Here is a 22,667-nt window from a genome sequence, read left to right on the forward strand (position 1 = left end):
ACGTGACATGGGCCAAGACGACATGGGCCAAGACGGCATGGGCCAAGACGGGCCGAGCTCTTGCACTTATGGTGATACTGGCGAAACTCGGTGCCCAGGCGGCGGCGACCGCGGCGAGGAAACGCAGATCCAATCCTGAGGGGAGATCGGCCAGTGCCCGAAGACGCCGCCCGCACCGCCAGCGACCTGCACGACCTGTCGATCGCCGAAGCGGCGCGATTGATCGAACGGCGGCATCTGTCCCCGGTCGAGTTGACGCAGGCCTATCTGCAACGGATCGAGGCCTACGACGCGCAGTTGAACGCCTACCTGCTGGTTACCGCGGAGCGAGCGCTGGAGGCGGCGCGGACCGCCGAGGCGGAAATCAGCGCCGGTCGTTATCGCGGCGCGATGCATGGCATTCCGTTCGCGTTGAAGGACATCTACTGCACCGCCGGTATCCGAACCACGTGCCATTCCCGCACGCGGGCGGATTATGTGCCGGGTTTTGATGCGACGACGGTCAGCAAGCTGTATCAGTCCGGCGCGGTTCTGCTGGGGAAACTCTCGACCCACGAGTTTGCCCATGGCGGCCCGTCGTTCGACCTGCCCTGGCCGGCGGCGCGCAATCCCTGGCACCTCGAGCACTTCACCGGCGGGTCGTCGAGCGGGTCCGGCGCCGCCGTGGCGGCGGGGTTGGCGCCGGGGGCGCTGGGGTCGGACACCGGCGGGTCGATCCGCAATCCGGCCGCTTTGTGCGGCCTGGTGGGACTGAAGCCGACCTATGGGCTGGTCAGCCGATCCGGGGTCTACACCAACAGTTTCAGCTATGACCATGCTGGGCCGCTAACCTGGACCGTCGAGGACTGCGCGATCATGCTGCAGGCGATCGCCGGGCACGATCCGAAGGACCCGGCCAGCGCCGGGCGCGCGGTGCCCGATTACCGAGCTGGGATGGCCGAGGGGGTGAAGGGTCTGCGGATCGGCGTGCTGCGGCACCTGTATGAACAGGACGTTCCGGTCCCGGCGGCGCTGAAGACGGCGCTGGAGCAGGCCTATGACGTGCTGCGTGGGCTTGGCGCGACGATCGAGGACGTCTGCATCCGGCCGGCCGCCGATTATCACGCGGTGAAGATCACCGGTGCCGAAAGTGAGCTGCTGGCAGTGCATGAACCGGTGCTGCGCCAGCGGCTGCAGGATTTCGGCGCCGACTTCCTGGGCCGGGTGCTGGGAGCGCTGCTGATCAGCGGAGCCGACTATGTGCAGGCGTCGCGGGAGCGGCGGGTGATGATCGGTGAAATGGCGCCGCTGTACGATCGATACGATGTGTTGTTGACCGCGGGCCCCGGTCCAGCGAGCCGATTGGACGCCTGGCGGACGATCAACTTTTGGCAGCGCAGTTCGGTGACCACGCCGTTCAACGTGACCGGCGGCCCGGCGCTGGTGCAATGCATCGGGTTCACTGATGACGGACTGCCGCTGTCGATGCAGGTGGTCGGGCGACCGTTCGCCGACGCCACCGTGCTGCGGGTGGCGAAGGCGTACGAGGATGCGACTCCGTGGCGGCGCCGGCGGCCGGTGCTGAAGGCCGGTGCCCCCCCGCTTGCCGCGCCGCCGGTGCCCCCGCCGGCGAAGGCCGATATCAGCGGGGCGAGACGCGGCGAGATCGCGATGTTGTGCAAGCGTCGCGGACTAAGCGTTCCCGAACCGCATTTCGAACAGCTGTGCGCGGCCGCGCCTTATGTGGAGGAGATGGTCGGCCATCTGGGGCGGTCCTGGGAGTTCACCGCCGAGCCGGCCAACGTGTTTCAGCCTGGCGGCTAGGCGGTCCAGGGGTTGATGAGCGGAACTTTCATATCGGCGCAATGCCTCGTCAACCGTTTCGAGGAACCCTGATGAAGCCTGCCCGTCTTGCCGTCGATATCGGCGGCACATTTACAGATCTGGCGCTGGAGGCCGGCGGCAGGCGCACCACCACCAAAGTGCTGACCACGCAGGGCGCCCCCGAACGGGGGGTGATGGATGGGTTCCGCGGTATCATCGCGGCAGCCGGGGTGGCACCTGGCGATATCGAACTGATCATCCACGGCACCACGCTTGCGACCAACGCCATCATCGAGCGCAAGGGCGCGCGCACCGCGCTGATCACCACTGAAGGGTTTCGCGATGTCATCGCGATGGGCAACGAAAGTCGTTACGATCAGTACGATTTGAACATCGTGCTGCCGGAGCCGTTGGTACCGCGTTATCTGCGCCTGCCGGTTGGCGAACGGCTGGACAATACCGGGGCTATCCTGCGCCCGCTGGACGAGGCCGCGGTGCACGCGCTGATCCCGCTGCTGAAGCATGAACAGGTGGAGAGCATTGCCATCGGCCTGCTGCACGCCTTCGTCAATCCGGTGCATGAACGACGCATCCAGGCGATCCTGCACGACGCGCTGCCGAACGTCCCGGTTTCGCTGTCGTCGGAGGTCTCGCCTGAGATGCGGGAATGGGAGCGGTTTTCCACCACCGTCGCCAATGCCTATGTGCAGCCGATGATGGCGCGCTACCTGCGCCGGCTGGAGGCCGATCTGCACGAAGCGGGTGCCTCCGCGCCGTTGTTCCTGATGATGTCGGGCGGGGGACTAACGACGATCGAGACCGCATGTCGGTTTCCGATCCGCCTGGTGGAGAGCGGACCGGCCGGCGGCGCCATCTTCTCGGCCCACATCGCCCGCGAGTGCGGTCTGCACAGCGTGCTGTCGTTCGACATGGGCGGCACCACCGCGAAGATCTGCCTGATCGACGACTTCAAGCCGCAGACCGCGCGCAGCTTCGAGGTCGCCCGGGTCGGGCGTTTCCGCAAAGGTTCGGGTTTGCCGCTGCGGATCCCGGTGATCGAGATGGTCGAGATCGGCGCCGGCGGCGGGTCGCTGGCGCATGTCGATACGATGGGCCGGATCGCGGTCGGGCCGGAAAGCGCCGGCGCCGATCCGGGGCCGGCGTGCTACGGACGTGGTGGCATCCATCCCGCCGTCACCGACGCTAACCTGTCGCTTGGTCGTTACGACCCAGGCAGATTTGCCGGCGGCACCATGCGACTGGACGTGGCAGCGGCGCGTGATGCGCTGGCGGCCGATGTCGGCACCAGGCTGGCGCTGACGGCCGAGCTTGCGGCGCTCGGCGTGGTGGAAATGGTCGATGAGAACATGGCGAACGCCGCGCGCGTCCATGCCATCGAATCGGGCAAGACCTATGCCGGGCGCACACTGATCGCGTTCGGTGGCGGCGGGCCGGTGCATGCCTGCCGGGTGGCGGAGAAGATCGGCATCGATCGCGTGCTGGTGCCCTTGGGCGCGGGCGTCGGCAGCGCCATCGGTTTCCTGCGCGCTCCGGTCGGCTATGAGGTCGTGCGCAGCCTTTATCAGCGGTTTTCCAGCTTCGACGTGGCGGCGGTGAACGACCTGCTGGACGAGATGGGGCGGCAGGCCGAGGCCGCCGTGGCGCAAGGCAGCTTCGGCGCGCCGGTGGTGCAAACCCGCATTGCGTATATGCGCTATGTCGGGCAGGGCCACGAAATACCGGTGCCGCTGCCGAATGGCGTGCTGGGTGCGGCGGACGTGGCGCCGATCCGTGCCCGTTACGATACCGAATATGCCCGGTTTTTCGATCGCCCGGTTCCGGGATCGGACGTCGAGATCATGAGTTACGCCGTGGTGGTCACCACGGTAACCGATGATGTCAAACCGGGGCCGCGACCGGACGACGTGGCTACGAGCGAGGCCGCGGCGATGAGCACCCGGCCGGTGCGCGACACCACCACCGGCGCGGTGACACCGTGGGCGATGCACGACCGGGCGACGCTGCGACCATGGGCCAGGATCAGCGGTCCGGCGATCGTGGCCGAGGATGAAACCTCGACCCTGATCGGTCCGGGATGGCGGGCGACGGTTAACGGACTGGGATATATCGAAATGGTGCGGACGGGCTGAGGCAGGCGCGGATCGGTCTGACGAGGCCCCGGGAGACGATTTGCAAATCGAGGGGCCACGGGACGGTTGCCTAACCGTTTATCGATGAGCCATCGAGTTAACAGTTTCTGCTGGCGAGACGGGAATCACCCATAATTGCTGGCTTCACGGCACAGGCTGTATCGTTCGCGCGGCCGATCCCCGGAGGAGATGAGCCGTGGGTGAGATCATTCAAGCTTCTTTTGCATCTGAACCATGCCGCCGATGTAGACAGCGTCCCAATCCTCTTCCTCATAGCCAGCGGTTTGATAGAATCCGGCGGCCTCCGGTGTCGCGTAAACGACTGTCTTGCAGCAACCCTGTTCTCTCACGAATTGCTCCGCTCGTTCCAGCATCACTCGCCCATGCCCTTCGCCTTGCCAAGCCGGATCGATGGCAACGAGCCGGAGGGCGGCTGCAGCGTTACTCAAATCGTCTACCTGGATCGCGCCGATGGGCTCACCCTCCAAGAACAAAAGCAAGGCATGGCTGTTCGGGCTGTCTGCCTCAGTCGGTCGAGGCAAACGAAAGACCTTGCGGCGTATGCTGTGAAACGCCTGCCAGTCCTGGCCACCGCGGGGCGCGTCAAGACGATAGCCCTGTTCGCCGGTTGACCGTTTAGTTGGCATCCTGCTTCCAGCAAATTCCGCGACAGTTTAGTAGATAACTTTCCAGGATAGGATACGATCGGCCTCATTAAAAGGCGAGCCCTCATCCCCGTCCGGGATGTGCTGAAACCGTACAGCTACGCAGGAGCCGGGTCGCATGGCGATCGTGATCACAGTAGCCCAGCAGAAAGGGGGCACCGGCAAGACGACCCTGGCGGCAAACTTGGGCGCCGCGCTGCTACCTTCACGAAAGGTCGCGCTGCTAGATATTGACCCACAGCACACACTGGCTCGTTGGCACGAACTAAGACCCAAAACCGCATCGAAGCTGACCTTTTCGGAGGTCTCAGGCTGGCGAGTTAGCCGCGAGCTGGATCGTCTGAAAGCGCACCACGATTTCGTGGTCATCGACAGCCCCCCTCAAGTCGACAGCGACGCCCGTCTGGCGATCCGCGGCGCAGACCTTGTGCTTATCCCAGTGCAGCCAAGTCCGCCTGACGCTTGGGCGGCCGAGGGCACCTTGCAACTTGTCGCCGCGGAGAAACGGAAAGCCGCAATGGTTCTGAACCGCATGCCGTCGTCCGGCAAGCTGCGGGAGACGGTGACGGCCTTGCTCCAGCGCGGCGGCAAACCGCTTTTGACTGCCACGATTGGCAACCGAACTGGCTTCGCCACAGCCTTCGCCAGAGGACTGGCCGTCAGCGAGGCCGCCCCTCGCTCGATCGCGGCAAATGAGCTAGGTGCGCTCCTGAGCGAGTTATTGGAGATGCTTGGATGACGGTTTTTGCGGGTCTCAAAATGCTGCATCTTTTGTGCGCAGTGCTTTGGGTGGGCGGCATGTTCTTCGCTTTCGTGGTGCTGCAGCCTAGTTTGAAAGTGATCGAGGCACCTCAACGGATGCTTCTGCACACCCAAGTGTTCAAAAAATTCTTCCTCATCGTGTGGCACGTCATGCCGGCGATTATTATCACTGGTTTCGCCATGCTCCCTTATGTCGGCGGGATGCCTGGTGCGCCGTGGCAGGTCCACGCCATGCTGGCGCTTGGGTTGCTGATGGCAGCCGTCTTTTTGGCGATGTATCTTGGCCCGTACCGCAGGTTCCGCCGTACCACTGATCGCGCCAGGATGGCTTCCTGCCTTAGCCGCATCCGGACGCTGATCGGGGTCAATCTGGTCATGGGCCTGATCGCTGTCATCGTTGCGGGGTTGCTGTAGCAAAAATCTGTTGTCGGCGGGGGCCTTCGGGCCGATGCGGTGAAACCCCAGGCGGCGCCGCGACGGATGCGCCGCCGGATCCGACAATCGGTCGTCTTGGCCGGGGAAGCGGTTCGCCAAGCGACTCTCACGCCGCTAATTCAACCGCCTCGGAAACGGTCTCCAACTGGCCGACGGTTTCACGCCCGAACAGCAGTGGCACGCAGGCGCCGACCGCGACCACCGCCAGAAGGGTGCCGAAGAACACCACCGGCGAGGCGGTATAGCGTTCCAGGAACAGCGGGAACAGGACGCCGGCGAACAACCGTGCGGTCGATTCCCCAAAGAAATGGCCTCGACCTCTCAAGTCGGTGGGAAACTGCTCGGATAGATAGACCCGGGTGCAGGGAAACGCCGCCAAAACGGTGAAGCCGGCGATCAACGCCCCGGCGATGAACACCACCGCGGCGAACGCCCCGGTCGCGTGAGCCACCGCCATCAGCGCGATTCCCGGCAGCGATCCGGCCAGCGAGTAGGTCATCGTCCAGCGCCGGCCAATGATCTCCATCAGGTACCCGGTGAACAGCTTGCCCGGGATGCTCGCCATGAACAGCACGGAGCTCAGGCCGAAGCTCAGTGCCACCGCGCCGCCTTGGTCCACCAGCGCCTTCGGCAACAGGATCGCGCAGGTGTAATAGGCCGCGCTGGCGCTGACACCGCTGAGGATTCCGACCGCGGTCCAACGCATCTGGCCGGCGCGGAACAGCGCCACGAACGGAGGCAGTTGCTGGCGGCCCAGGCTGACCCCGGTTCCCAGCGCCGCGACGGTCAGTGGCGGCACCTTGCTGCCGCTTCGCCGAATGATAAGATTGACCGCCTCGACCGCTTTCTGAGTTTCGCCGCGCAGCAGATACCAGCGCGGACTTTCCGGGATCGCGAAATACACCAGCAGCGGCACCACGCCCAGCGCCAGACCGCCGGGCAGAGCGATCAGCCGGAACCCCAAAGGATTGCCGGCCAGCAGGAAGGCCACGAATGGCAGCAGGGTAAAGGCGCTGGCCAGCATCACCTCGTAGATACCGCCGTAGGTTCGCCGATGCCGCGCCGGCATCAGTTCCGCCGCGATCGGAAACGGTGCCGGGATCGCGAAGCCGAGCCCGATGCCGGTGAGCAGGCGCAGGATGATCAGTTGCTCGACGTTCTGCACCAGCGGGATCAGCAAAGTGAAGAACGTGCTGATGACGACGCCGATCTGCATGATCGTCTTGCGGCTCAGCCGATCCGAGAGCGCCGAGGCGCTGAAGCCGCCGATCACCACCAGGAAAGTCGGTCCAGCGACCAGCCATCGGATGGCGTCCGGCGACAGCTGCAGCGGCTGCTTGGCCAGCACGATCAGCGATCCGCCCAGCGCGAGGTCGTAGCCCTCGATGAAACCGACGGTACCGAGTGCCATGATCAGCAGCAGGTGGTATGCGGAAAATGGAATAGAGTCGAGTTTGCGTCCAAGTCTCGTCGCAGCGTTTTCTTCTGACATGGCCGTGCTGTCCTCCCGGATCAGGCGGGACGGCGGGTGCGAAGAACGGAACTCGCGGAGGATTCAGTTGCGGTTTCGGATATGGCCGCGTACGACCGCGATTAAGCCGCACCTTGGAGTGCTGCCTGCCCTACATGTTGCTTCCCTTTGGCGACGGGGCGGTTGTTGTCCGCCCTCTGCCGCGGCGACTGTGCGGTGTTCGCGTGGCGCGATGCAAGCGAAATCAAAGTCCGACGAGCGGGGCGATGACAGCGTCGCGGCCGCATGCCAGAGTGTTGATCAGAACTTCCCGATCATTCAGGGCCGATGCATGTCCCACGAAACCAATGCGCTTGCGCAGATCCATCGCCAGATCATGTGGAACCGCCTGATCGCGGTGGTCGAGGAACAGGCGCAGATCATGATCCGCACCGCGTTCTCCACCACGGTGCGCGAGGCCGGCGACCTTTCGGCGGGCATCTTCGACCTGACTGGGCGGATGATGGCCCAGGCGGTCACCGGCACCCCCGGGCACGTCAACTCGATGGCCGAGAGCGTGGGGCACTTCCTGAACAAATTCCCCGCCGCCGTGATGCGGCCAGGCGATCACTACATTACCAACGATCCCTGGCTTGGAACCGGCCACTTGCACGACCTGACGGTCGTGACGCCAGCATTCCATGGCGGCAAGATTGTTGGCCTGCTCGCCAACACCGCCCACGTCATCGACATCGGCGGCCTCGGCATGGGGCCCGAGGGCCGGTCGGTTTACGAAGAGGGCATGTATATCCCGATCGTAAAGTGCTTCGACCAGGCGAGGCCCAATGAAACCTTTTTCGACTTCATCCGCGCCGGATCGCGCCTGCCGGTCGAACTGGAAGGCGACATTTACTCGCTGTGCGCCTGCAACGACGCCGGGGCGAGACGCCTGGTGGAGATGATGGACGAATTCGACATGATCGGCCTCGATCCGCTGGCGCAATTCATCTTCGACAGTTCGCGCCGCGCGACGCTGGCGGAAATCGCCCGGTTGCCGGCCGGTACCTATGACAGCGAGATCTACTCCGACGGCTATGAGGAACCGGTCCGCCTCGCGGCATCGATGCGGATCGAAGCCGATGGCATCGAGGTCGATTTCGCCGGCACCTCGGGGTTGTCGTCACGCGGCATAAACGTTCCGCCGGCTTACTGCCGAGCCTATTCGTGCTTTGGGATCAAGTGTGTGGTGGCACCCGAGATACCGAACAACTGGGCCTCGCTGGAACCGTTTCGGATGAAAATACCTGACGGTTGTATCCTGAACGCGCCGCGTCCCTACCCGGTCTCGGTGCGCCATGTCATCGGCCATCTGCTGCCTGACCTGATGATGGGTTGTCTGCACCAGGCGGTGCCGCAACGGGTGACCGCCGAGGGTGCCTCGGCACTGTGGAATCCCCCGTTGCGCGGCGGCGGCGCGATTTCGGGCCAGGCGCGCGGCAACAAGCCGGTGGTCGCCGATTTCGAGATCATCACCTTCAACTCCGGCGGCACCGGGGCGCGGCCGAGTCAGGACGGGCTGAATGCCACGGCTTTTCCGTCTGGCGTGCGCACCATGCCGGTGGAGGCGACCGAGAACGTGGCGCCGGTCGTGGTGTGGCGCAAGGAACTGAAACCCGATTCGGGCGGTGCGGGACGCAGCCGCGGCGGCGTCGGGCAGATCATGGAGATTGCCACCAAGGGCAATCTGGAATTCGCCGTCAACGCCAGCTTCGACCGCGTCGCCAACGCGCCCAAGGGGCGCGACGGCGGATTGAATGGCGCGGTCGGCCGCGTCGCGCGAAAATCCGGCGCGGTGCTGCGCACCAAGGGGTTGCAGGTGATCCCGGACGGCGACCGGCTGATCTTGGAGCTACCGGGCGGCGCCGGGATGGGCGACCCCGCCGCCCGCGACCCGATGCTGGTTGCCCGCGACGTCCGCGACGGTCTGGTATCGCGCGACAACGCCAGGGTGCTTTACAAGGTCGCGCTGACCGACACGTGCGCGGTCGATCAGGCGGAAACCGCACGGATGCGCTTGCCTGGCTGACCGGCATCCCGAGTGCCACGGCGGTGAGACGACGGCTTGCGGAATAGGCGCCCTGCCCCGCGCTTCGCGGGATCAGCGTCCCGCCCACATGGGCGCGAAAAAGATCACCAGGTTGATCAGGAACCCGACCGACCAGACCATCGAGCGCAAGCTTGGGCGGTTGGTCAGATACAACAGCACATAGGCCAGCCGGGCGGCGACGAATGCAACGGCGAGGATGTTCAGCGTAGGCTGCGGCACCGACTTGATTTCGGCCAGGATCACCGCGGCGGCGAAGAACGGAAACGCCTCATTGCCGTTCAAATGCGCGCCCTGTGACCGCGCCCGCAGCCCCGGCCGATAGAACCCGGGATCGCGCGGATTGGCGTTGTCGAAGTCCCGCGCTCCGCTCAGCTTGGCCGGCGCGATGGATGCGATCGTCAGCACGACGACCGCGAGAAGGCACAGCTCGGCGATGGTCATGGCGATGGTCTCCGAATTTAACTATTGGCTTCTATTCCATGAACGAGATGGACCGAACAAGCCACCGCCCGCCATGCGTGCGGCAGCAAGCCGTTGATCGCCGCTTGAGAGTTCAGCACCCTTCAGCTCCGGGCGCGTGTTGACAGAGCTCGGCATCCTTCAACCACTCCGAATCGGCAAAGTGCGCAGGCGCCTCGTCATGGCATTTGTCTTGCACGGTCATACCTGCGGAGACGGAGTCGAATGCCGATGGCACAGCAGCCCTTTCACCTGGGATGGTTCATCATGAAGGGCTATGGCCCGAAAGGATGGCGGAACCTGTGGGGCGGACCGAACCCACACGGCTGGGTCAAACCCGATCTTCTGGTTCACCTCGCAAAAGAGCTGGAGCGGGCCGCCTTTGATTACGTCATGGTCGAGGACTCCTGCAACGTTCCGTACACCTACAAGAATTCGCACGAGACCTACCTGCGGCTGGCGGTCGATTCGCCCAAGTTGGATCCGGCCGTCCTGGCGCCGTTCATGATCCAGGCGACGCAGCGGATCGGCATCATCACCACTCTGTCCACCACCGAGTACAATCCGTTTCTGCTTGCCCGTCTGACCAACACCCTGGACCATGTCAGCGACGGACGCGCCGGCTGGAACCTGGTCACCGGCAGCAACGACGGCGGTGCTCAGAATTTCGGTCACGAACGGCAATTTCCGCACGACGAGCGCTACGATATGGCGGACGAATATGTCGAGGTGGTGCAGAAACTTTGGGACTCCTGGGACGCTGAGGCGATGGTCATCGATCAGGAACGCGAGATTTTCGCCGACCCGGCGAAGGTCCGTCCGGTGTTCCATGAGGGCAAATATTTCCGCTCTCGCGGACCACTGTCAGCACCGCGATCGCCACAAGGACATCCGGTGATCTGCCAGGCCGGAGGTTCGCCGCGGGGCCGAAGCTTTGCCGCGCGCTGGGCGGACACGATCATCGCCTCGGCCGGCAGCGTGGCGGCGATGAAGGCGTACCGCGATGACATCCGGACCCAGGCTGTGGGGTTTGGACGCGATCCGGACCACATCAAGGTGATGTTCCTGGTTGCCCCGATCGTCGACGAATTCATGGACACGGCGCTGGCCCGCAAGCAGGAGAGGCTGGCGGACACCGAGAGCCATATCGAATTCGCCCTGGCGAACATGTCGCGGGTGACCGGCATCGACTTTTCCAAGTACGATCTGGACGAGAAGCTGCCGGAACTGACCTCGAACGGGCATCTGTCGGTCGCAAAAGCCTATTCCGGGCGCACTCCGCGCGAGATCGCCATGCAGGGGCGGTCATTGAGCGATGCCGATCTGGTCGGCACGCCGGATCGGGTCGCTGCCCAAATGGCCGAGATCATGGACGCCGTCGGTGGTGACGGCTTCCTGTTCATGGATCCGGACTTCACCCGGCGCTACATCACCGAGATCGCCGACGGACTAACCCCAGCGTTGCAGAAGCGCGGACTCGTGCGCAAGACATACGAGCACGCCATGCTGCGCGACAACCTGCGCGCCTTCTAACTGGCCGATTGCGACGTACGCCGTGATGAACTTGCCAGCCGCGACGCTACGGGGCGCCGAGAAGCGGCAGGCGCCGTGGTGATATTTGATCGAACTGCCATCCCCGTAGTGCCTGTACCTCAGTCACGCAACGCCCGCGTTCTGGGCACGAGCGGCATTCAACACGGCAGTGACCGTGGCACGCCGCTTGCTGCTGGTAGATACAGCGACGACGCCGGAAACATGGCGCGCCTGGGAGCTAAACGTTCCGCCTCGCTTCAGCAGGAGGATCCACCGGACGTGACAACCCAGGCCCCAAGGAACGGCACGCGATGATGCATGGACTGACCCGACGCTCCGGCTTGCTGGCAGGTGCCGCTTCGGTGCTGTCGTCTGCGTGGATCCGCACCGCTCGAGCGGACGAAACCGGCACGCTGACGGTCGCGTTGTCCACCAATCCGGTGACCTGCGACCCGATAAACAGTTCCAGCCATGACTGGGAAATCATCAGTGAATCGATTTTCGAGAACCTTGTCGAGTTCGATATCGACGGCAACCTGAAGCCGCAACTTGCCACCGCACTGCCAGAGATTTCCGCCGATGCTCTTGTCTATACGTTCGAGTTACGCGACGACGTGCTGTTCCATGATGGTATGCCGATGACGTCCGAGGATGTGAAGTATAGCCTGGAATATATCATCAATCCGGCGAACAAGGCGTCCCGGGGCCCGATCTTCAACCGTCTGTCGCATGTGGAGACGGATGGACCGCACCGTGTGCATGTGCATCTGAAGGTGCCGTTTGCGCCATGGACGTCATTCCTGACGAAATTCATGGGGGTGTTCCCGAAAGGCTCGCGCGAGAAGTACGGCAACGAATACTTCCGTGTATCGCCCAAAGGTGTGGGCACCGGCCCCGGCATGTTCGAGGAATGGAAACCGAACGATTACATCAGTATGCGCCGAAACCCGCACTACTGGCAGAAGGGATTGCCGCACTGGGACCGGGTGGTGGTGAAAATCGTGCCTGAGGACGCGACACGGGTGGCGTTCCTGCTGGCCGGACAGGCGGATATTATCGGGGCACCGCCGGCGCGTGAATTTTCGCGGCTGAAAACGCGAAGAGGCATCCAGGGCGGGGCGGTGCCGACATTAGGCGGTTGGACGGTGATGTTCCAAAACCCCAGCAAGCCGCCGTTCGATGATATCGAATTCCGCCGCTGCATCCAGCACGCGGTGGACCGCAAGACGATCGCCGAAAAGATCTATTACGGGCTGGTGGAACCATCCGGCATTCCGGCCCCGGCTTCTGGCTGGTGGTATGACAAAAAGGCCGACGACATGACGGCCTACAATCTGGATCTGGCGAAGCAGCATCTGGCGAAATCCCGCTATCCGAAGGGAACCGAATTCGACATGGATGTTAGCGCCGAACCGTACCTTCTGGATGCGAAGGATGCGGCGGTGTTCGTGCAGTCGGAATTGGCGAAGTTGAACATCAAGGTCAATCTGCGGGTATCTTCATCGCAGATCGTGCAATCGCACATCATGGGCGGAGGCTACCAGTCGGGGTTCGCGAACTTCATGTCGCCGGGCGAGGCGACCTATTTCCTGATGGCGAATTTCACCGCCAACAGCTTCATGGCGAACGTGTCCGGCAACACCGTAGACCCCGAGGTTGTGGCCGCGCTGAAAATCGCCTTCGCTGAAAACGACCGTGAAAAATTGAAGCCGGTCTACGCCAAGCTGATGGTGCACATGGCAGAAACGTCCTACTACACCTGGGTCGGTTATTTCGCCGCGGCCAATCTGTGGCGCGCCAGGGTCAAGAACTTCAGGCCCAGTCGCGGTCTCACCATAAACGTTTACGATGCTTCGATCTCCTGATGCTCGCGCTGCTGCTTCGCCGAGTTGGCTTTTCGGTTCTGTCCCTGGTGCTCGTCTCGTCGTGCCTGTTTCTGGTGACCCGAGCGATTCCGGACAGCCCGGCCCGTATCGTGCTGGGGCAGGACGGTACGCAGGCGCAGATCGTTCAGTTCGAACATGATCACGGCCTGGATCGTCCTGTGGTCGTGCAGTATGGCCTGTGGCTAAAAGGCGTGCTTCTCCACGGCAGTTTGGGAACCTCGTTCATTACCGGCCGGCCGGTTGAACCCGACATTGCCGCCACGCTGCCGGTGACCTTGGAACTCGTCATTATAGCATTCGTCTTTTCGTGCGTTCTTTCGGTAATTGCGGGTACGCTGTCTGCACTATTGCGCGACACCATGCTGGATTATGGCGTCCGCCTAATCGCGGTGCTCGGTGTTTCCGTGCCGGGGTTCTGGCTGGCTCTGGTATTGATCATGGCATTCGCGGTGGATCGGGATTGGTTCCCGCCTGGCGGAGTCGAACCCTGGTCGGCAGGCGTTTGGCAACATCTTGATTCCATCGCCCTGCCCACATTCTGCCTGGCGATTTTCTATATGGCGGTGCTCAGCCGGATGACCCGATCCAGCATGCTGGAGGTGCTGGGACAGGACTACATGCGCACCGCCCGCGCCACCGGGCTGCCGCGTCGGCGTGTTCTGGTCTACGCGTTGCGCAATGCGCTGGTTCCGGTGGTAACGGTCGCCGGGATGTCGTTCGGCTATATGTTCGGCTGGGCGCTGATCATCGAGGCTGTTTTCAACATCAGCGGCCTGTCCGCGGCCTTGCTCACCGCTATCCAGCAGCGTGATTTCGCTTTGGTGCAGGGGATCGTCATGGTTTTCACCTTCATTTTCATCCTCGCCAACATTGCGGCGGATCTGACGAATGCGTGGCTCAATCCGCGCATTGCGGCGGTCAGGACATGATCCGCCGGCTGATGGCAATGTTTGGCGGCGCCGGCGGTTTCATAGGCGCCGTCCTGGTGCTGCTGATCGTTGCTGACGGTTTGGCCGCGCCGTTGATCGCACCGTACGATCCGTTGGCCGTCGATATGACTGCGTCATTGCTGGAACCCGGATCGGGCCATTTGTTTGGCACCGACCAGGCCGGTCGAGACGTCCTCAGTCGCGTCATCTGGGGCGGTCGCGCTTCGCTTGAGGTTTCTGTTCTGGCAATGGTCATCGGATGCACCGGGGGCATATCGCTTGGGCTGTTGGCAGGTTTTTTCAGCGGTGGGTGGCTGGAACAACTACTGATGCGGTTGCTGGACGCGATGGCGGCGATTCCGTTGTTGATCTGGGCAATTGCCCTTGTGGGCATCCTCGGCGTCGGCCCGTTCACCGTCGTCGGCATCACCTTTGGCAACGAAGTCAAGCTGCTGGTGTTGTTGGGCGTCTTGTATGTACCGACGTTGGCTCGCATCACGCATGCCAGCGCGCTTGCGGAATCCCGGGCAAACTACGTCGCCGCGCGACGGCTGCAAGGCGTGGGATCGTTGCGAATCATGATCTCCGACGTGCTGCCGAACTGCCTGTCGCCGGTCATCGTCCAGGCGACCCTGCTGCTGGCGATCGGCATCATCATCGAAGCATCCGTCAGTTTCGTTGGCCTGGGCGTACAGCCGCCCGATCCAAGCTGGGGCAACATGCTCGCCGACGCACGCAACTATCTGTTCTCGGGGGAATGGTGGCTGTCGGTTTTCCCTGGCGCGGCGATTTCGCTCAGCGTGGTGGCGTTCAACCTGCTGGGCGACGGGTTGCGTGACGCGCTGGACCCTCGACACACCACACAGGCACTGACCGCATGACGGAAGACCTGTTGCGTATCGACGGACTGCACGTTGGCTTTCGATCCGGTGATGCGACGCGTTCGGTGGTGCACGGCGTGGACCTGCGTATCGCGCCCGGCGAGGTCGTTGGGCTTGTGGGCGAATCCGGTTCGGGCAAGAGCATGACGGCGCTGGCAATCATGCGTTTGCTGCCACCTGGCGGAGCGGTGACCAGCGGCCGAATAACGTTTGGTGGCCGCAACCTGCGGGAATGCTCGGCCGGTGACTTGAACAAACTACGCGGCAGCCAGATCGGCATGATCTTCCAGGACCCGTTGACTGCGCTGAATCCGGCTTTGTCGATCGGGCGACAGTTGACCGACGCGATCCGCACACATCAGCCGCTGGGTCGCCGAGCGGCGATGGCGCGGGCGGAGGAACTGCTGGAACTGGTTGGCATACCGTATCCGCGCCAACGTTTACTGGCGTTTCCGCATGAACTGTCCGGTGGCATGCGCCAGCGGGTGATGATCGCGCTCGCCGTGTCGTGCAATCCCAGCCTGTTGATCGCCGATGAACCGACCACGGCACTTGATGTGACGGTGCAGGCTCAGGTGATGGACCTGCTGGATCGGATTCGTTCTGAATTCAGCATCGCCATCCTGTTCATCAGCCATAACCTGGAACTGGTTGCCGAGATCTCGACCAGGGTCACCGTGATGTATGCCGGACGCGTGGTCGAGAGCGGTGACGTGCGCGCGTTGTTCGCCTCGCCGCGGCATCCCTACACGCGGCAACTTTTGCGCTGCGTTCCACGCCTGGATGGCAACCGGGGCGCAATGCCGACCATTGCGGGACTGCCACCGAAGACCGGTGAGCTGCTGCCGGGATGTCCGTTCGCCCCGCGCTGCGATCTCGCTGAATCCCGCTGTTCAGCGGAACAGCCGCCGATCCGGTGGCATGGACAGCAGATGGCGGTCTGTTTCCGCACCGAAGAGAGGGTGCCGGCATGAAGGCGGACGCGCCTCCACTGATGCGGCTGAACGATCTGCGGAAATCGTATCGGCTGCGGCGTGGGATGAAGGATCGGTTGCGAGGCGTGCAGCGCGTGGTGACCGCCGTCGATGGTGTTTCGCTCTCTATCGAACGAGGCGGCATCCTGGGGCTGGTCGGCGAGAGTGGCTGCGGAAAGTCCACGCTGGCGCAGATGATCGTCGGGCTGCTGGCGCCTTCCGGTGGATCGATCGAATGGGACGGCAACGCACTGAACACGCTGTCCGGTGAGGCGAGGCGGTCATATCGGCGCGACGTGCAGATGGTATTTCAGGATACGCACTCGTCGCTGAACCCGCGCAAGCGCATCCGCACGATCCTGAATGAGGCTGTCGTTGCCCGCGGCTTGGATGGGAAGGCAGTCGCTGGCCGGACCAGCGAGCTACTTGGCCAGGTGGGTCTGGATGTTCAATTCCTGGATCGTTTTCCTCATGAACTTTCGGGCGGCCAGCGGCAGCGCGTTGGCATTGCCCGGGCGTTGGCCATGCAGCCGTCGCTGCTGGTCGCCGATGAGCCGGTTTCTTCATTGGATGTTTCGTTGCAAGGTCAGATCATAAACCTGTTGCGAGAGTTGAACAAAAGCCTGGGCTTGACCATTGTCCTTATCAGTCACGATCTGGCCGTGGTGGGGCGGATTTGCGACCGAATCACAGTGATGTATGCCGGCCGGGAGGTGGAGAGCGGCGTCCCGGCCGCGGTACTGACGTCGCCGCGCCATCCCTACACGCAGGCGCTGCTGGATGCGCTGCCGCGTGGACTGGACCGGCGGGAGCGCCGGCGCTCGGTTTTGCCGGTGGAAACCGGCGCGACGGCAGGTGGGTGCCGGTTTCGGCCGCGCTGCACACATGCGATGGCGGCCTGTGCGGAACGCGTGCCGGCGCTGGAAACGGTCGGACCGAAACACGTGGCGGCGTGTCTGTTGGTTGCGGAGCAACCGGCGGCTTGAACGGTCCGCCAAAGCCGCGACCATGCTTCTGGGGCTTCCGGAGACTAAACGTCCTTGGCTGGCCCGATGGAGGCGATCGTCAGCACGACGACCGCGGAAAGGCTCGGCGATGGTCATGGCGATGGTCTCGGATTAAACTGATCGCCTTTATTCCATGAACGAGATGGACGGAACAAGCCATGGCGCTGCGCTGCGATCTGATCATCCGAAATGCAACCGTGTTCGACGGCCTCGGTAACCCCCGCACCACCGCCGATGTCGGAGTCACCGGCGATCGTATTGCCGCGGTGGGCGACCTTGGCGGCACGGCTGCAGATCGGGAGGTGGACGCCGCCGGCATGGCCCTCGCGCCCGGGTTTATCGATGCGCACACACATGACGACCGGGCGGTGCTGTGCGGGCCGGAATGCATGCTGTGCAAGATGTCGCAGGGTGTCACCACGGTTGTCGTCGGCAATTGCGGCATCTCCTTGTCGCCGGTGCGGATGAAGTCGCGTCCGGCGCCACCGCTCGACCTGCTGGGCGATGAAAGCTGGTTCGCCTACGACAGCTTCGCCGAATACGCCGACCGCCTGGCGCGCGACCCGTCGCCGGTGAACACCTATGCGCTGATCGGCCACATGTCGCTGCGCGTCGAGGCGATGGGCGGCGACACCCAGCGCGCCGCGACCGACGCGGAGGCCGCCCACATGCAGGCGCGGCTGCGCCAGGCCCTGGCCGAAGGCGCCTCGGGCTTTTCCACCGGGCTGTATTATCCGCCCAACATGATGGCGCCGACCGACGAGGTGATCGCCGTCGCCGAAGCGCTGCGCTCCGCCGGCGGCCTGTATGTCACCCACATGCGCGACGAGGCCAATGACGTGCTGGCCTCGATCGAGGAAACCCTCAAGATTGGCCGAGCGGTCGATGTTCCGGTGGTGATCAGCCACCACAAATGCTCGATGCCGGAGAATTTTGGCCGCAGCGCCGAGACGCTGCCGCTGATCGAGCGCGGCGCCGCCGGCCAGAAGGTCGATTTTGACATCTATCCCTACGCGGCGGGGTCGACCGTGCTGATGCCCGGCAGGCTGCGCGACGACGTGCCGGTGCAGATCACCTGGTCGGTGCCGCATCCGGAACTGGCCGGCCGCATGCTGGCCGATATCGCCAAGGACTGGGGCATCGAACCGAAGGCAGCGGCGGAACGGCTGACGCCGGCTGGTGCGATCTACTTCCAGATGGACGAGCCGGACGTGCAGCGCATCATGGCGCACCGCCTGGCGATGATCGGCAGTGACGGCCTGCCGCATGATTCCTACCCGCATCCGCGGCTGTGGGGCACTTTCCCGCGTGTGCTGGGCCACTATGCCCGCGACCTTGGGTTGTTCAGCCTGGAGCAGGCGGTGCGCAAAATGACCGGACATACCGCTTCGGTGTTCGGCATGGTGGATCGCGGCGTGATCCGCGCCGGGGCCTATGCCGACCTTGTGCTGTTCGATCCCGCCACGGTGCGTGACGCCTCGACCTACGATGCCCCGACGCGACCCGCCGAGGGCATTCTGGAGACCTGGATCAACGGCCAGTCAGCGTATGTTTTCGCTGACGGGGCGACGCGTGCGCGGGCGGGTCGGCTGGTTACCCGCGACCGGCCCTGATGTCACCCAACTGCCACGCCATTCGGGCGTGACAGGCGGGTATGCGCAGGCTAACAGGGCTTTCACCTAGACCTCAGCGGAAACAACCTGCAGCGATATGCCCGCCACGACACTCCCCTCGATGGCCGCCGGATGGCGCCTGCCGAACCTCTGGGATGCGGCGGCGTTCGTTTGCGTGATCGGCGCATTGATCGCGGTCGGCCACGTCGCCGAGGGCACCATGACCCGGATCGACGCGCCGGGCGCCACCGAGATCACGTTGAATCCGGCGAATCTGCCGGAATACGCGCTTCGCACCACGATGCGGATGTTCGCAGCACTGGCCGCATCGCTGCTGTTCACCTTCACCTATGGCACCGCCGCGGCCAAGAGCCGGCGCGCCGCGCTGGTGCTGGTGCCGGTCCTGGACGTACTGCAATCGGTGCCGATCCTGGGGTTCCTGACCTTCACCGTGGTGTTCTTCATGAACCTGTTCCCCGGCCGGGTGCTGGGGCTGGAGCTGGCCGCGATCTTCGCCATCTTCACCAGCCAGGCGTGGAACATGGCGTTCAGCATGTATCAATCGCTGAAGACCGTGCCCGCCGACCTGCACGAAGCCTCGATCAGCTTTCATCTGACGTCGTGGCAGCGGTTCTGGAAACTGGAGGTGCCGTTCGCCGCTCCCGGCCTGGTGTGGAACACCATGATGTCGATGTCTGGGGGCTGGTTCTTCGTCGTGGCGTCCGAGGCGGTCTCGGTCGGCAACAGCTCCTGGAAGCTGCCCGGCATCGGGTCCTACGTCGCGCTGGCGTTGGAGAAGAAGGATATCACCGCCGTCGGCTGGGCGATCCTGGCCATGCTGCTGGTGATCCTGCTGTACGACCAGTTGCTGTTCCGGCCGCTGGTGGCCTGGTCGGCCAAGTTCCGGTTCGAGACCACGGCTGGGGCAACCGCCTCCGATCCCTGGATGCTGCGGCTGATGCGGCGCACCCGGCTGTTGAAGTTCTGCGGCGAACTGGTCGGCGATGCCGCTGCGTTCATCGGTGGGATGCGGTTTTCATTCGCCGGCCGGCCGCGGGTCGTGTCGTCGGCCAAGGCGTCGCGTGCGGTGGATATCACCTGGGCGGCGGTGCTGGTGGTGGTGGTCGGGCTGGCGACCTGGCGGGTCGCGCAGTTTGCCTCGCATTCGCTGAGCTGGAGCGACGTCCGCACCGCCGTGGGGCTTGGGCTGATCACCCTGCTTCGCGTCGTGGTGCTGATGATCGTGGCCACCCTGATCTGGGTTCCGATCGGGGTCTGGCTTGGCCTGCGCCCGGTCTGGGCTCGTCGCGCCCAGCCGATCGCTCAGTTCCTGGCGGCGTTCCCGGCCAATCTGCTGTTTCCTCCATTCGTCCTGTTCATCGTTTACTTTCACCTGAGCCCCGACATCTGGCTCACGCCGCTGATGGTGCTGGGCACGCAGTGGTATATCCTGTTCAACGTGATCGCGGGCGCCGCGGCCTTTCCGGGCGACCTCAAGGAGGTTGCCAGCAACTTTCGCGTCGGCGGCCTGCTGTGGTGGCGCAAGGTGATCATCCCGGGGATTTTCCCGTATTACATCACCGGTGCGATCACCGCTTCGGGCGGGTCATGGAACGCCGCGATCGTCGCCGAGGTGGCGTCATGGGGCAACACCAAGCTGCAGGCGCATGGCTTGGGCGCCTATATCGCCGATGCCACCGACAAGGGCGACATGGCGCGGGTGGTGCTGGGCGTCGTCGTGATGTCGGCGTTCGTTGTGCTGTTCAACCGCCTGCTGTGGCGCCCCATGTATGGCTACGCGCAGCGGCGCCTCACCCTGGCCTGAGGACACAGCTTCATGGACACAGCGGTTGCGACCCGGCCCCGCCTGATCGAGGTGAAGGGCTGCCGGCAGGCCTACCACAAGGATGCCAACGCCGACCTCGTGGTGCTGGACGATGTCAACCTGACGCTGCATGAAGGTGAGATCGTCGCCCTGCTGGGTCGCTCCGGATCCGGCAAATCGACGCTGCTGCGGATCGTGTCCGGGCTGCTGAAGCCGACCGCCGGCAGCGTGACTTGGCGTGGCAAGCAGGTGGACGGGCCGACCGACGGCGTGGCCATGGTGTTCCAGAGTTTTGCCCTGTTCCCCTGGCTGACGGTGCAGGAGAACGTCGAGATCGGCCTGGAGGCACGCGCGGTGCCCCGCAGCCGGCGGGAAACGCTGTCGGAGGCGGCGATCGACATGATCGGCCTGGGTGGGTTCGAAAACGCCTACCCAAAGGAACTGTCGGGCGGCATGCGCCAGCGCGTCGGCCTGGCGCGGGCGCTGGTGGTGCATCCCGACCTGCTGCTGATGGACGAGCCGTTCAGCGCGCTGGACGTGCTGACCGCCGAGACGCTGCGCACCGATCTGATCGATCTGTGGGTGGATGGCAAGCTGCCGGTGAAATCGGTGCTGATGGTGACCCACAACATCGAGGAGGCGGTGCTGATGTGCGACCGCATCCTGGTGTTTTCGTCCAACCCCGGTCGGGTGGCGAATGAGTTGAAGGTGCCGTTTCCGCATCCGAGGAACCGTCTGGACGAGGATTTCCGCCAGATGGTGGACGATATCTACGGCATCATGACGCGGCGCCCGCCGGCGGGCCCGAAAACCGCGACGGCCGCGCCGGTCTCGCCGCTGGCGACGCCGCTGCCGAAGGTCGGCACCAACATCATGTCGGGGCTGATGGAGACGCTGGCGACGGAACCCTACGACGGGCGCGCCGACCTGCCGGCGCTGGCGAATTCGCTGCAGTACGAGGTCGATGATCTGCTGCCGCTGGGTGAGACGCTGCAACTGCTGCGGTTCGCGGTGCTGGAGGAAGGTGACATCGCGCTGACCGATCTGGGGCGTGGGTTCGTCGAGGCTGATACCGATGAACGCAAGCGGATTTTTGGTGCCGCGTTGCGCCAGCATGTGCCGCTGGTCACCATGATCCGTCAGGTGCTGGATGAGCGGTGGAACCATCGGGCGTCGGCGGTGCGGTTTCGCGACGAGCTGGAAGATCATATGTCGCCGGATTATGCCGAGGATACGCTGCGCACGGTGATTGCCTGGGGGCGGTATGCGGAGTTGTTCAGTTATGATGAGGAAGCGGAGCAGTTCAGTTTGGAGGATATTGAATAGAAGCGCTCGCATTCAGGCTAGGTCTGGGCAATGCGCGATCATTGCGGGGTCACTCGATAATGCCGATGACTTCAGGCCGGACGCCCAAATATTTCTTTCCAAGGCAGTCAACTGGTTCGCAAATTCGGGCTCGGTCTCAAGCTACGCCGAAAAGCCTGCGGGAATGACACCCCCGCTCAACTATAATCCGGTGACAGGCAGAATCGACGACTGATAATTAGGCTCGTGGCTTGCTGCGGCGTTTGCCCTTTCGGTGGCAGGCAAGAAAGGCTGCAAGTATCTGGTCAAAGTAGTGTGGCGACAGAAATCCGTGGTCCTAGCGGTCGGTGTTGCGGATTTTTCGCAAATCGTGGCCAGGCCAGAGAAATCAGCCCCTCAGGGAAGACGACCGATGAGCTGTCGTCGACGAGGCGGAGATGTCGCTTGACTGGTTGCGATATTTCGATCGCGGAGGTTCCTCTGCCTGGCGCGCTGTGTGTAATCGGCAATACGGCGACGAGCGGCGCGCCGTCAATCTCGCGCTCAACCGCAAGCACGATGATGCTGGGTCTGTCCTTGCGCCCTTCCTGCTGTCCGGCCTTGTATTCGTGGCGCCAAAGGTATGGGTAAGCAACGACCCGGCCCGGTTCCGGATTAGGAATCGGGCATGCGGTCTGGCTTTTGGTCATCCAGCATGGTGTCGAGATGCTTGTGTCGTTCGTCCATCCTGGATGCACCGATGTCCGCAACTTTTGCTTCAGGCAGGTCGATGGTGGCGAAGCTGCGGCGGTTTTCTCGGTAGCGCTAGAACTCTTCGTATTCTTCGGGTCCGATGAAGTGGCCGGTGATCTAGCTGTGACTCGATACGGCAACGGCTTCGCGC

The 22,667-nt window shown here is 63.6% G+C and carries 18 protein-coding genes; 14 read left to right on the top strand and 4 right to left on the bottom strand.

Going from position 1 to position 22,667, the window contains the following annotated elements; translation table 11 throughout:
• Positions 1–153 precede the first annotated feature (153 nt).
• Both ACQY4Y_RS22300 and ACQY4Y_RS22305 read left to right on the top strand, forming a co-directional pair.
• Positions 154–1,803, top strand: a complete 1,650-nt coding sequence (locus tag ACQY4Y_RS22300; protein WP_428492764.1) for an amidase — start codon at positions 154–156, stop codon at positions 1,801–1,803.
• A gap of 71 nt (positions 1,804–1,874) precedes the next feature.
• A complete protein-coding gene (locus tag ACQY4Y_RS22305; RefSeq protein ID WP_428492765.1) occupies positions 1,875–3,953 on the top strand; it encodes a hydantoinase/oxoprolinase family protein in 2,079 nt (692 codons plus the stop codon).
• Between the two features lie 206 nt (positions 3,954–4,159).
• Here the strand turns inward: ACQY4Y_RS22305 and ACQY4Y_RS22310 are convergent, their stop codons facing one another.
• The gene (locus ACQY4Y_RS22310) at positions 4,160–4,600 is read right to left on the bottom strand and encodes a GNAT family N-acetyltransferase (protein ID WP_428492766.1); all 441 of its coding nucleotides are present in this window, start codon (positions 4,598–4,600) and stop codon (positions 4,160–4,162) included.
• A gap of 136 nt (positions 4,601–4,736) precedes the next feature.
• Between ACQY4Y_RS22310 and parA the strand changes: the two genes are divergently transcribed.
• Both parA and ACQY4Y_RS22320 read left to right on the top strand, forming a co-directional pair.
• A complete protein-coding gene (parA, locus tag ACQY4Y_RS22315) occupies positions 4,737–5,357 on the top strand; it encodes a ParA family partition ATPase (RefSeq protein ID WP_428492767.1) in 621 nt (206 codons plus the stop codon).
• Entirely contained in the window at positions 5,354–5,794 is a 441-nt protein-coding gene (locus tag ACQY4Y_RS22320) for a CopD family protein (protein WP_428492768.1), read from the top strand. The genes parA and ACQY4Y_RS22320 overlap by 4 nt, the downstream gene beginning before the upstream one ends.
• 127 nt (positions 5,795–5,921) lie before the next feature.
• Here ACQY4Y_RS22320 and ACQY4Y_RS22325 read toward each other — a convergent pair whose 3' ends face one another.
• Positions 5,922–7,307: an MFS transporter gene (locus ACQY4Y_RS22325; RefSeq protein ID WP_428492769.1), complete on the bottom strand. Its 1,386-nt coding sequence runs from the start codon at positions 7,305–7,307 to the stop codon at positions 5,922–5,924.
• A gap of 310 nt (positions 7,308–7,617) precedes the next feature.
• Here ACQY4Y_RS22325 and ACQY4Y_RS22330 point away from each other — a divergent pair, with 310 nt between their 5' ends.
• Positions 7,618–9,351, top strand: coding sequence for a hydantoinase B/oxoprolinase family protein (locus tag ACQY4Y_RS22330; RefSeq protein ID WP_428492770.1), 1,734 nt, complete (start codon positions 7,618–7,620; stop codon positions 9,349–9,351).
• Between the two features lie 72 nt (positions 9,352–9,423).
• Here ACQY4Y_RS22330 and ACQY4Y_RS22335 read toward each other — a convergent pair whose 3' ends face one another.
• The gene (locus ACQY4Y_RS22335; protein ID WP_428492771.1) at positions 9,424–9,813 is read right to left on the bottom strand and encodes an MAPEG family protein; all 390 of its coding nucleotides are present in this window, start codon (positions 9,811–9,813) and stop codon (positions 9,424–9,426) included.
• A 249-nt stretch (positions 9,814–10,062) separates the two neighbouring features.
• Between ACQY4Y_RS22335 and ACQY4Y_RS22340 the strand changes: the two genes are divergently transcribed.
• From ACQY4Y_RS22340 to ACQY4Y_RS22380, 9 genes are all read left to right on the top strand, one after another.
• Complete coding sequence (locus tag ACQY4Y_RS22340) at positions 10,063–11,364, top strand: NtaA/DmoA family FMN-dependent monooxygenase (RefSeq protein WP_428492772.1); 1,302 nt, start codon at positions 10,063–10,065, stop codon at positions 11,362–11,364.
• Between the two features lie 311 nt (positions 11,365–11,675).
• The gene (locus ACQY4Y_RS22345) at positions 11,676–13,229 is read left to right on the top strand and encodes an ABC transporter substrate-binding protein (RefSeq protein ID WP_428492773.1); all 1,554 of its coding nucleotides are present in this window, start codon (positions 11,676–11,678) and stop codon (positions 13,227–13,229) included.
• Positions 13,154–14,179, top strand: a complete 1,026-nt coding sequence (locus ACQY4Y_RS22350; protein ID WP_428492774.1) for an ABC transporter permease — start codon at positions 13,154–13,156, stop codon at positions 14,177–14,179. The genes ACQY4Y_RS22345 and ACQY4Y_RS22350 overlap by 76 nt, the downstream gene beginning before the upstream one ends.
• Positions 14,176–15,060 (top strand): ABC transporter permease, encoded by an 885-nt coding sequence (locus tag ACQY4Y_RS22355; protein WP_428492775.1) that lies wholly within the window; start codon positions 14,176–14,178, stop codon positions 15,058–15,060. The genes ACQY4Y_RS22350 and ACQY4Y_RS22355 overlap by 4 nt, the downstream gene beginning before the upstream one ends.
• The gene (locus tag ACQY4Y_RS22360) at positions 15,057–16,034 is read left to right on the top strand and encodes an ABC transporter ATP-binding protein (RefSeq protein ID WP_428492776.1); all 978 of its coding nucleotides are present in this window, start codon (positions 15,057–15,059) and stop codon (positions 16,032–16,034) included. Before ACQY4Y_RS22355 ends, ACQY4Y_RS22360 begins: the two co-directional genes overlap by 4 nt.
• Complete coding sequence (locus ACQY4Y_RS22365) at positions 16,031–17,020, top strand: oligopeptide/dipeptide ABC transporter ATP-binding protein (protein ID WP_428492777.1); 990 nt, start codon at positions 16,031–16,033, stop codon at positions 17,018–17,020. The genes ACQY4Y_RS22360 and ACQY4Y_RS22365 overlap by 4 nt, the downstream gene beginning before the upstream one ends.
• A gap of 179 nt (positions 17,021–17,199) precedes the next feature.
• Entirely contained in the window at positions 17,200–18,654 is a 1,455-nt protein-coding gene (locus ACQY4Y_RS22370) for an N-acyl-D-amino-acid deacylase family protein (RefSeq protein ID WP_428492778.1), read from the top strand.
• Between the two features lie 97 nt (positions 18,655–18,751).
• A complete protein-coding gene (locus ACQY4Y_RS22375) occupies positions 18,752–20,479 on the top strand; it encodes an ABC transporter permease (protein WP_428492779.1) in 1,728 nt (575 codons plus the stop codon).
• Positions 20,480–20,491: 12 nt separating this feature from the next.
• Positions 20,492–21,805 (top strand): AAA-associated domain-containing protein, encoded by a 1,314-nt coding sequence (locus ACQY4Y_RS22380; protein WP_428492780.1) that lies wholly within the window; start codon positions 20,492–20,494, stop codon positions 21,803–21,805.
• A gap of 284 nt (positions 21,806–22,089) precedes the next feature.
• Here ACQY4Y_RS22380 and ACQY4Y_RS22385 read toward each other — a convergent pair whose 3' ends face one another.
• A complete protein-coding gene (locus ACQY4Y_RS22385; RefSeq protein WP_428492781.1) occupies positions 22,090–22,473 on the bottom strand; it encodes a hypothetical protein in 384 nt (127 codons plus the stop codon).
• Positions 22,474–22,667: the final 194 nt, after the last annotated feature.

Origin of the sequence: Rhodopila sp. (assembly GCF_965277165.1) — a bacterium.
Lineage (GTDB): Bacteria > Pseudomonadota > Alphaproteobacteria > Acetobacterales > Acetobacteraceae > Rhodopila.

Coding starts and splice junctions, on each gene's coding strand:
- ACQY4Y_RS22335 (WP_428492771.1), bottom strand. CDS start 9,813: ATGACCATCGCCGAGCTGTGCCTTCTCGCGGTCGTCGTGCTGACGATC.
- ACQY4Y_RS22365 (WP_428492777.1), top strand. CDS start 16,031: ATGAAGGCGGACGCGCCTCCACTGATGCGGCTGAACGATCTGCGGAAA.
- ACQY4Y_RS22355 (WP_428492775.1), top strand. CDS start 14,176: ATGATCCGCCGGCTGATGGCAATGTTTGGCGGCGCCGGCGGTTTCATA.
- ACQY4Y_RS22380 (WP_428492780.1), top strand. CDS start 20,492: ATGGACACAGCGGTTGCGACCCGGCCCCGCCTGATCGAGGTGAAGGGC.
- ACQY4Y_RS22340 (WP_428492772.1), top strand. CDS start 10,063: ATGGCACAGCAGCCCTTTCACCTGGGATGGTTCATCATGAAGGGCTAT.
- ACQY4Y_RS22345 (WP_428492773.1), top strand. CDS start 11,676: ATGATGCATGGACTGACCCGACGCTCCGGCTTGCTGGCAGGTGCCGCT.
- ACQY4Y_RS22310 (WP_428492766.1), bottom strand. CDS start 4,600: ATGCCAACTAAACGGTCAACCGGCGAACAGGGCTATCGTCTTGACGCG.
- ACQY4Y_RS22305 (WP_428492765.1), top strand. CDS start 1,875: ATGAAGCCTGCCCGTCTTGCCGTCGATATCGGCGGCACATTTACAGAT.
- parA (WP_428492767.1), top strand. CDS start 4,737: ATGGCGATCGTGATCACAGTAGCCCAGCAGAAAGGGGGCACCGGCAAG.
- ACQY4Y_RS22320 (WP_428492768.1), top strand. CDS start 5,354: ATGACGGTTTTTGCGGGTCTCAAAATGCTGCATCTTTTGTGCGCAGTG.
- ACQY4Y_RS22325 (WP_428492769.1), bottom strand. CDS start 7,307: ATGTCAGAAGAAAACGCTGCGACGAGACTTGGACGCAAACTCGACTCT.
- ACQY4Y_RS22385 (WP_428492781.1), bottom strand. CDS start 22,473: ATGACCAAAAGCCAGACCGCATGCCCGATTCCTAATCCGGAACCGGGC.
- ACQY4Y_RS22360 (WP_428492776.1), top strand. CDS start 15,057: ATGACGGAAGACCTGTTGCGTATCGACGGACTGCACGTTGGCTTTCGA.
- ACQY4Y_RS22370 (WP_428492778.1), top strand. CDS start 17,200: ATGGCGCTGCGCTGCGATCTGATCATCCGAAATGCAACCGTGTTCGAC.
- ACQY4Y_RS22330 (WP_428492770.1), top strand. CDS start 7,618: ATGTCCCACGAAACCAATGCGCTTGCGCAGATCCATCGCCAGATCATG.
- ACQY4Y_RS22375 (WP_428492779.1), top strand. CDS start 18,752: ATGCCCGCCACGACACTCCCCTCGATGGCCGCCGGATGGCGCCTGCCG.